At 73.4% G+C, this 6745-nt stretch carries 6 protein-coding genes; 4 read left to right on the top strand and 2 right to left on the bottom strand.

Annotation, left to right across the window (positions count from 1 at the left end; all coding sequences use genetic code 11):
- Positions 1–155 precede the first annotated feature (155 nt).
- Positions 156–548, bottom strand: coding sequence for a Zn-ribbon domain-containing OB-fold protein (locus ACIRFL_RS28555; RefSeq protein WP_404033953.1), 393 nt, complete (start codon positions 546–548; stop codon positions 156–158).
- Positions 548–997, bottom strand: coding sequence for a DoxX family protein (locus ACIRFL_RS28560; protein WP_404033955.1), 450 nt, complete (start codon positions 995–997; stop codon positions 548–550). The genes ACIRFL_RS28555 and ACIRFL_RS28560 overlap by 1 nt, the downstream gene beginning before the upstream one ends.
- Positions 998–1278: 281 nt before the next feature.
- Between ACIRFL_RS28560 and ACIRFL_RS28565 the strand changes: the two genes are divergently transcribed.
- The 4 genes from ACIRFL_RS28565 to ACIRFL_RS28580 all read left to right on the top strand — a co-directional run bounded on the left by ACIRFL_RS28565 (position 1279) and on the right by ACIRFL_RS28580 (position 6648).
- Complete coding sequence (locus ACIRFL_RS28565; protein ID WP_404033957.1) at positions 1279–2463, top strand: flavin-containing monooxygenase; 1185 nt, start codon at positions 1279–1281, stop codon at positions 2461–2463.
- A gap of 288 nt (positions 2464–2751) precedes the next feature.
- Positions 2752–4980 (top strand): acetate--CoA ligase family protein, encoded by a 2229-nt coding sequence (locus tag ACIRFL_RS28570; RefSeq protein WP_404033958.1) that lies wholly within the window; start codon positions 2752–2754, stop codon positions 4978–4980.
- A gap of 218 nt (positions 4981–5198) precedes the next feature.
- The gene (locus ACIRFL_RS28575; protein ID WP_404033959.1) at positions 5199–5981 is read left to right on the top strand and encodes an enoyl-CoA hydratase/isomerase family protein; all 783 of its coding nucleotides are present in this window, start codon (positions 5199–5201) and stop codon (positions 5979–5981) included.
- 67 nt (positions 5982–6048) lie between these two features.
- A complete protein-coding gene (locus ACIRFL_RS28580) occupies positions 6049–6648 on the top strand; it encodes a flavin reductase family protein (protein ID WP_404033961.1) in 600 nt (199 codons plus the stop codon).
- Positions 6649–6745 lie beyond the last annotated feature (97 nt).

Here is a 6745-nt window from a genome sequence, read left to right on the forward strand (position 1 = left end):
CAGCGCGCCCCAAAGGGGCGCGGGGCTGTATCGATATGCGGCTCCGCCGCGATGGGGGTCCCCCCTGTTCGAGCGAAGCCGAGAACTTGGGGGAGCGACCAGCCACAACGGCGCAGCACAGAACCGACGACACCACACCGCAGCCCCCGGAGGGGCTACGTGGGGCGGAACACCGGCACACCCACGCGGAACGTCACCGTCAGACCCGCGCCCGCCCGGAGGGCAGCCGCGTCGCAGTCCACCACCTCCGTCATCATCCGCGGCCCCTCCGCGAGGTCCACGACGGCGGCCACGTACGGCGTGCGCTCGTGGAAGGGCGGCAGGTCGTTGCGGTGCACCACGGACCAGGTGTAGAGCGTCGCCCGACCGCTCGCCCGCTCCCAGTCGACGTCCTCGCTCCAGCAGTGCGGGCAGAACTCCCGCGGGTAGTGGTGCGCCCGGCCGCAGTCCCGGCAGCGGCGCAGCAGGAGCCGGCCGTCGGCCGCCGCGTCCCAGTACGGCCGGGTGAAGGCGTCGGTCTCCGGCCGGTCGAAGCCCTCCGCAGACATCAGAACCACCCCAGCGCGGCGTCGAGGGACCACGTCTGCCACGCCATGCCGAACAGCCCGACGACCGAGATGAGCGCCATCATCGAGTTCTGCCCCTGCTCGGCCCAGTCGTGGACCATGAGGACGAAGTAGACGAGGTTCAGCAGGGCACCGCAGGCCAGCGCGAGCGGGGTCAGAAAGCCCAGCACCAGGCCGACGCCGAGGGCGAGTTCCGCGTACAGGACGACGTACGCCATCGTCCTCGGCCGGGGTTTCACCACGGTGTCGAAGCCGGAGCGGACCAGCGCCCAGCGGTGTTTCGCCGCGATGTCCGCGGCCCACGTGATGCCGGTGCCGCGCCGCAGCCATGCCTTGCGGTCCTTGTGCCGCCAGCTCTCCAGCCACCACAGCCCGAGCCCGACGCGCAGCACCGCCAGCCACTCGGCACCGCTGAGCCAGATCGTGTCCATGGACCCTCCCCGCCCGCCGCTTCCAATCTGACGGTATGTCAGTTCAGCTAGTTCAGCGGACACCCGACACTCACGCAAGGCCGGCACCGCAACCGGCCTGCCCCGCCAATGGACTTGGCCGCGACCGGGGCGTAACCGCTCGCGCGAGGGCCGGGATTCGCCCATATTCGAGTGCGTCACGTCACAGGCCCCGCCCACTCCCCCACACCCGTGATCAATCCGCAACCAATTCCGGTCTTGACCGAGACCCATCAACGAGGGGCGTGATTACGCTCGCGCTCATGGCCGTCTCCCGCGCCTCCGCGCAGCACCCCACGACACCCGCCGACCGCCCCGTCTACGTGATCGGCGCCGGACCCGGCGGCCTGGCCGCCGCGCACGCGCTGCGGGCCCGGGGTGTACGGGCCGTCGTCCTGGAGAAGGCCGACCGGGTCGGGGCGTCCTGGCGGCACCACTACGACCGGCTCCGACTGCACACCACCCGCCGCCTGTCGGCGCTGCCCGGACTGCCGATCCCGCGCCGGTTCGGACGCTGGGTGGCACGCGACGACATGGTGCGGTACCTGGAGAAGTACGCCGAGTTCCACGCACTGGAGATCGTCACCGGTGTCGAGGTGCACCGCATCGAGCGGCCTGCCGACGGCACGGGCTGGCTGCTGCGCGCCTCCGGCGGCCGGGAGCTGACCGGCAGCGCGGTGGTCGTCGCCACCGGGTACAACCACACCCCGTACGTGCCCGACTGGCCGGGGCGCGACGCGTACCCCGGCACGTTCCTGCACGCCGGCGAGTACCGCAACGCCGGGCCGTATGCCGGGCGTGACGTGCTCGTCGTCGGCGTGGGCAACACGGGCGCGGAGATCGCCGTGGACCTGGTGGAGGGGGGTGCCTCCCGGGTGCGGCTGTCCGTGCGCACCGCCCCGCACATCATGCGACGGTCCACCGCGGGGTGGCCCGCCCAGTACTCGGCCGTACTGGTACGGCGCCTGCCCGTCGCGCTCGTCGACCGGCTCGCCCGGCCGGTGGCCAGGATGAGCGTGCCCGACCTGTCCGCGTACGGGCTGCCGCGACCGGAGACCGGGCTGTACAGCAGGGTCACCGTGGGGGCGATCCCGGTGCAGGACGTGGGCCTCGTCGACGCCGTGCGGTCGGGCCGGGTGGAGGTCGTGGCCGCCGTCGAGGGCTTCGAGGACGGGAAGGTGGCCCTCGCCGACGGCGGCCGGCTGTCGCCCGACGCCGTGATCGCCGCGACCGGGTACGCGCGCGCCCTGGAGGGCCTGGTCGGCCACCTCGACGTGCTCGACGCCCGCGGCAGGCCGGTCGTGCACGGCGGTCACACCCCGAAGAACGCCCCCGGCCTGTACTTCACCGGCTTCACCAACCCCATCAGCGGCATGCTCCGCGAAATGGCACGCGACGCCGAGAAGATAGCGAAGAAGATCGCAACACGCTTGCCACGGGCCCATTGAGGCAGCGGAACGAAGAGCCTGCGACACACGGCACGGCAAGCACGGTCAGCCTGAGACGTGCAGCGCAGCGGGCGTGACTCGGCAGGCGCGGCCAGCCGACGCGCCCGGCACCCGGCGCCCGACGCGCGGACAGCGCAGCACGGTCAGCACAGTGAGTGCCAAGCCGGCGGCAGCCGTGTCGGTTTGGCCGGAGGACTTTGCCTGCACAGGCGTTCCTGACGCTGCGTCAGTTCAGTAATCTGACACAGCGTCAGTTAATTGTGCTGTCACACAGGAGCGGGCGGAACGATGCTTGGATCGACCCACGGCACCCTCACCACCGACTCCCGCCGGGCCCGGATCATCGCCTGCGGCGAGCAGCGCCCCGGGGCCGCCGTCCACGGCCGGACGGCCGACGTGGACGACCTCGACGTCAGCGGTCGGCCGCTGACCGCGGACGTACCGGACCTGGACCGTTTCTTCCGGCCCCGGTCCGTCGCCGTGGTCGGCGCCTCGGACACCGAGGGCCGGCCCAACACCGGCATCACCCGGCAGCTGTTGACCTGGGCGGAACGGGTCGGCGCGCGGGTGCACCCGGTGCATCCGACCCGGCCTGCCGTCTTCGGCGTCCCCTGCGCCGCCCGTGTCGCGGACCTGCCCGAACCCGTCGACCTCGCGGTGCTGCTGGTCGCCGACCCCCTGCCGCTGATCGCGGAACTCGCGGACGCCAAGGCGCGGTTCGCGGTCGCCTTCGCCTCCGGGTTCGCGGAGACCGGCGCGGCGGGCGCCGTGGCTCAGGCCGAACTCGCCGCCGCCGTACGGGATTCCGGGCTGCGGCTGCTCGGTCCGAACACCAACCTCAACGCCTTCGAACGGTTCCGGGACGACCTCCAGGGGCCCGCGATCGCGCTCATCACCCAGTCCGGGCACCAGGGGCGCCCGGTCTTCGCCCTCCAGGAACTGGGCGTCCGGCTCTCCCACTGGGCGCCCACCGGCAACGAGGCCGACCTGGAGACCGCCGACTTCATCTCCTACTTCGCCGGCCGCCCCGAGGTCGGCGCCATCGCCTGCTACATGGAGGGCCTGAAGGACGGCCGCTCGTTCCTGCTGGCCGCGGACCGGGCCGCCCGGCGCCGGGTGCCGGTGGTCGCGGTCAAGGTGGGCCGCACGCAGGCGGGGGCCCGCACCGCCGCCTCGCACACCGGCAAGCTGACCGGAGCGGACGACGTGGTCGACGCGGCCATGCGGCAGTACGGGGTGATCCGGGTCGACGGCCTCGACGAACTCCAGGACACCGCAGCCCTGTTGGCCCGGGCCCGGCCCCCGCGCGCCGACGGTGTCGTCGTCTACTCGATCTCCGGCGGCACCGGCGCGCACGTCGCCGACCTGGCGGCCGGGGCGGGACTCCGGCTGCCGGAGCTGTCCGCCGGCCGGCAGGCGGAACTGCACCAGTGGATACCGGAGTACCTGAGCGTGGCCAACCCCGTCGACAACGGCGGTCATCCCGTCGGCGACGAGCGCGGCCGGAAGATCATCGACGCGATCCTCGCCGACCCCGAGGTGGGGGTGCTCATCTGCCCGATCACCGGGCCGTTCCCGCCGCTGAGCGACCGGCTCGTACGGGACCTGGTGGACGCGGCGGAGACCACGGACAAGCTGGTGTGCGTGGTGTGGGGGTCGCCGGTGGGCACCGAGCCCGCCTACCGCGAGGTCCTGCTCGGCTCCTCCCGGGTGGCCACCTTCCGCACGGTCGGCAACTGCCTCACCGCGGTCCGCGCCTACCTCGACCACCACCGCTTCGTGCACGCCTACCGCTCCCCCTTCGACGAGGCGCCGCGCTCCCCCTCGCCCTCCTTCCGCAAGGCGCGGGCGCTGCTGCGGCCGGGGCAGCAACTCAGCGAGCACGCGGCGAAGCAGCTGCTGCGCGCCTACGGCATCCGGGTGCCGCGCGAGCAGCTGGTGAGCAGTGCGGCGGGCGCCGTGCGGGCGGCCGCGCAGGTCGGCTATCCGGTGGTGATGAAGGCGTCCGGGACGCGGATCGCCCACAAGACCGAGCTGGGCCTGGTGCGGATCGGGCTGACCTCGGCGAGCCAGGTGCGGGACGCCTACCGCGAGTTGACCGACACCGCGCGGTACGAGGATGTCTCGCTGGACGGCGTCCTGGTGTGCCAGATGGTCGAGCGGGGCGTGGAGATGGTCGTCGGCGTCACCCACGACGACCTGTTCGGGCCGACGGTGACCGTGGGGCTCGGCGGGGTGCTGGTGGAGGTGTTGCGGGACACGGCCGTACGGGTGCCGCCGTTCGGCGAGGAGCAGGCCCGGGACATGCTCGGCGACCTGCGCGGGCGGGCCCTGCTCGACGGGGTGCGGGGGCGCCCGCCGGCCGATGTCGACGCGCTCGTCGAAGTCGTCCTGCGGGTGCAGCGCATGGCCCTGGAACTCGGCGGCGAACTGGCCGAGCTGGACATCAACCCGCTGATGGTGCTGCCGCAGGGACAGGGCGCGGTGGCCCTGGACGCGCTGGCGGTGTGCCGGTGACCGGCGAGGCGCAGGCGGGCGCGTCCGGTGGCGCGATGACGGGAACGGACGCGGGCACGGGGACAGGCGCGGGCACGGGCGCGGGCATGGGGACAGGCGCGAGGACGGGCGCGGGCACGGGGACGGGGACAGGCACGGGGACAGGCGCGGGCATGGGGACAGGCGCGAGGACGGGCGCGGGCACGGGGACGGGCGCGGGCATGGGGACGGGCGCGGGCATGGGGTTACGGCATGAGGTGCGCGACCGCGTCTCGCGCATCACGCTCGACCGGCCCGAGGCGCTGAACGCCCTCACCCCCGAGCTGCGTGAGCGCGTCATCGCGCTGCTGGCGCAGGCGTCCGCCAACCCGGACGTACGGGCCGTGGTGCTCACCGGGACCGGGCGCGGCTTCTGCGCGGGGGCGGACCTGCGGGGCGGTGCGGCGGGGGGCGAGCGGGTCGCCGGTGATGTGGCGCGCATGCTGCGGCTCGGGGCGCAGCGGCTGATCGCGGCCGTGCTGGACTGCGAGAAGCCGGTGCTGGCCGCGGTGAACGGCACGGCGGCCGGCCTCGGCGCGCATCTCGCGCTCGCCTGCGATCTGGTCCTGGCCGCCGAATCGGCCCGTTTCATAGAGGTGTTCGTGCGCCGCGGTCTGGTGCCGGACGGCGGCGGCGCCTATCTCCTGCCCCGGCTGGTGGGCCCGCAGCGCGCCAAGGAGCTGATGTTCTTCGGCGACGCCCTGTGCGCGGCGGACGCGGAGCGGCTGGGGCTCGTCAACCGGGTCGTGCCGGACGGGGAGTTGGCGAAGACGGCGGGTCTGTGGGCGGAGCGGCTGGCCGCCGGGCCGACGCGGGCGCTCGCGCTCACCAAGCACCTCGTCAACGCCTCCCTCGACGCCGACCGGGCCACCGCGTTCACCGCCGAGGCGACGGCCCAGGAGATCAACATGACCACGCAGGACGCCCAGGAGGGCCTGAGGGCCTTCGGCGAGCGCCGAGACGCCGAGTTCAAAGGCCGCTGACCCCCACACCGTCCGAACGGCCACAGGGCTTCCTATCTGACGGTGCGTCAGCTTCAATGGACGGGTGATGGGACACGCAGGGATGGCGGCCGTCGCCGTCCGTTACCTCAGGTCCGTGCCGGGCTCCCCCGGCCCCGTCGAGCCGCTGCCGCGCCCCGATCTGCGGTGCGTCCGCGAGGACGAGCGGGCGCCGGTGGACCGGACGGAGTTCCGCCGGGTGCTCGGGCACTTCGCGACCGGCGTGACGGTGATCACGGCACCGGCCGCCGAGGGCGAGACGTCCCCGGCCGGCTTCGCCTGTCAGTCCTTCTCCTCCCTCTCCCTCGATCCCCCGCTGGTCGCGTTCATGGTGGCCCGTACGTCGACGACCTGGCCGCGCATCGCCCGCGCGGGCGTCTTCTGCGTCAACGTCCTCGCCGCGGACCAGGCCGGCCTGTGCCGCGCCTTCGCGGTGAGCGGCGCGGACAAGTTCACGGACGTCCCCCATGACGCGGCACCGGTCACCGGCTCCCCCCGGCTGACCGGCGCCGCCGCGTGGATCGACTGCACGATCCACGCGGTGCATCCGGGCGGCGACCATCTGATCGTGGTGGGCCGGGTGACCGCCCTGGGCACCCCGGCCCAGAACACCCCGCCCCTGCTCTTCCACCGGGGCCGCTTCCTCTAGGCCCAATGCCGGTGACTTAGGTGGTGTTCGGTCTGGAGATCGTGAGGACTGCCGTGGTTGGTGGTGGCGCATCGCGGTGCTCGGCTCGCTTGAGGGG

It is taken from the genome of Streptomyces sp. NPDC102462 (assembly GCF_044765425.1).
Taxonomy (GTDB): Bacteria; Actinomycetota; Actinomycetes; order Streptomycetales; family Streptomycetaceae; genus Streptomyces.

Bases quoted from the DNA above. Each gene is read 5' to 3' on its own strand.
- ACIRFL_RS28555 (WP_404033953.1), bottom strand. From the start codon at position 548: ATGTCTGCGGAGGGCTTCGACCGGCCGGAGACCGACGCCTTCACCCGG.
- ACIRFL_RS28560 (WP_404033955.1), bottom strand. From the start codon at position 997: ATGGACACGATCTGGCTCAGCGGTGCCGAGTGGCTGGCGGTGCTGCGC.
- ACIRFL_RS28565 (WP_404033957.1), top strand. From the start codon at position 1,279: ATGGCCGTCTCCCGCGCCTCCGCGCAGCACCCCACGACACCCGCCGAC.
- ACIRFL_RS28570 (WP_404033958.1), top strand. From the start codon at position 2,752: ATGCTTGGATCGACCCACGGCACCCTCACCACCGACTCCCGCCGGGCC.
- ACIRFL_RS28575 (WP_404033959.1), top strand. From the start codon at position 5,199: ATGGGGTTACGGCATGAGGTGCGCGACCGCGTCTCGCGCATCACGCTC.
- ACIRFL_RS28580 (WP_404033961.1), top strand. From the start codon at position 6,049: ATGGGACACGCAGGGATGGCGGCCGTCGCCGTCCGTTACCTCAGGTCC.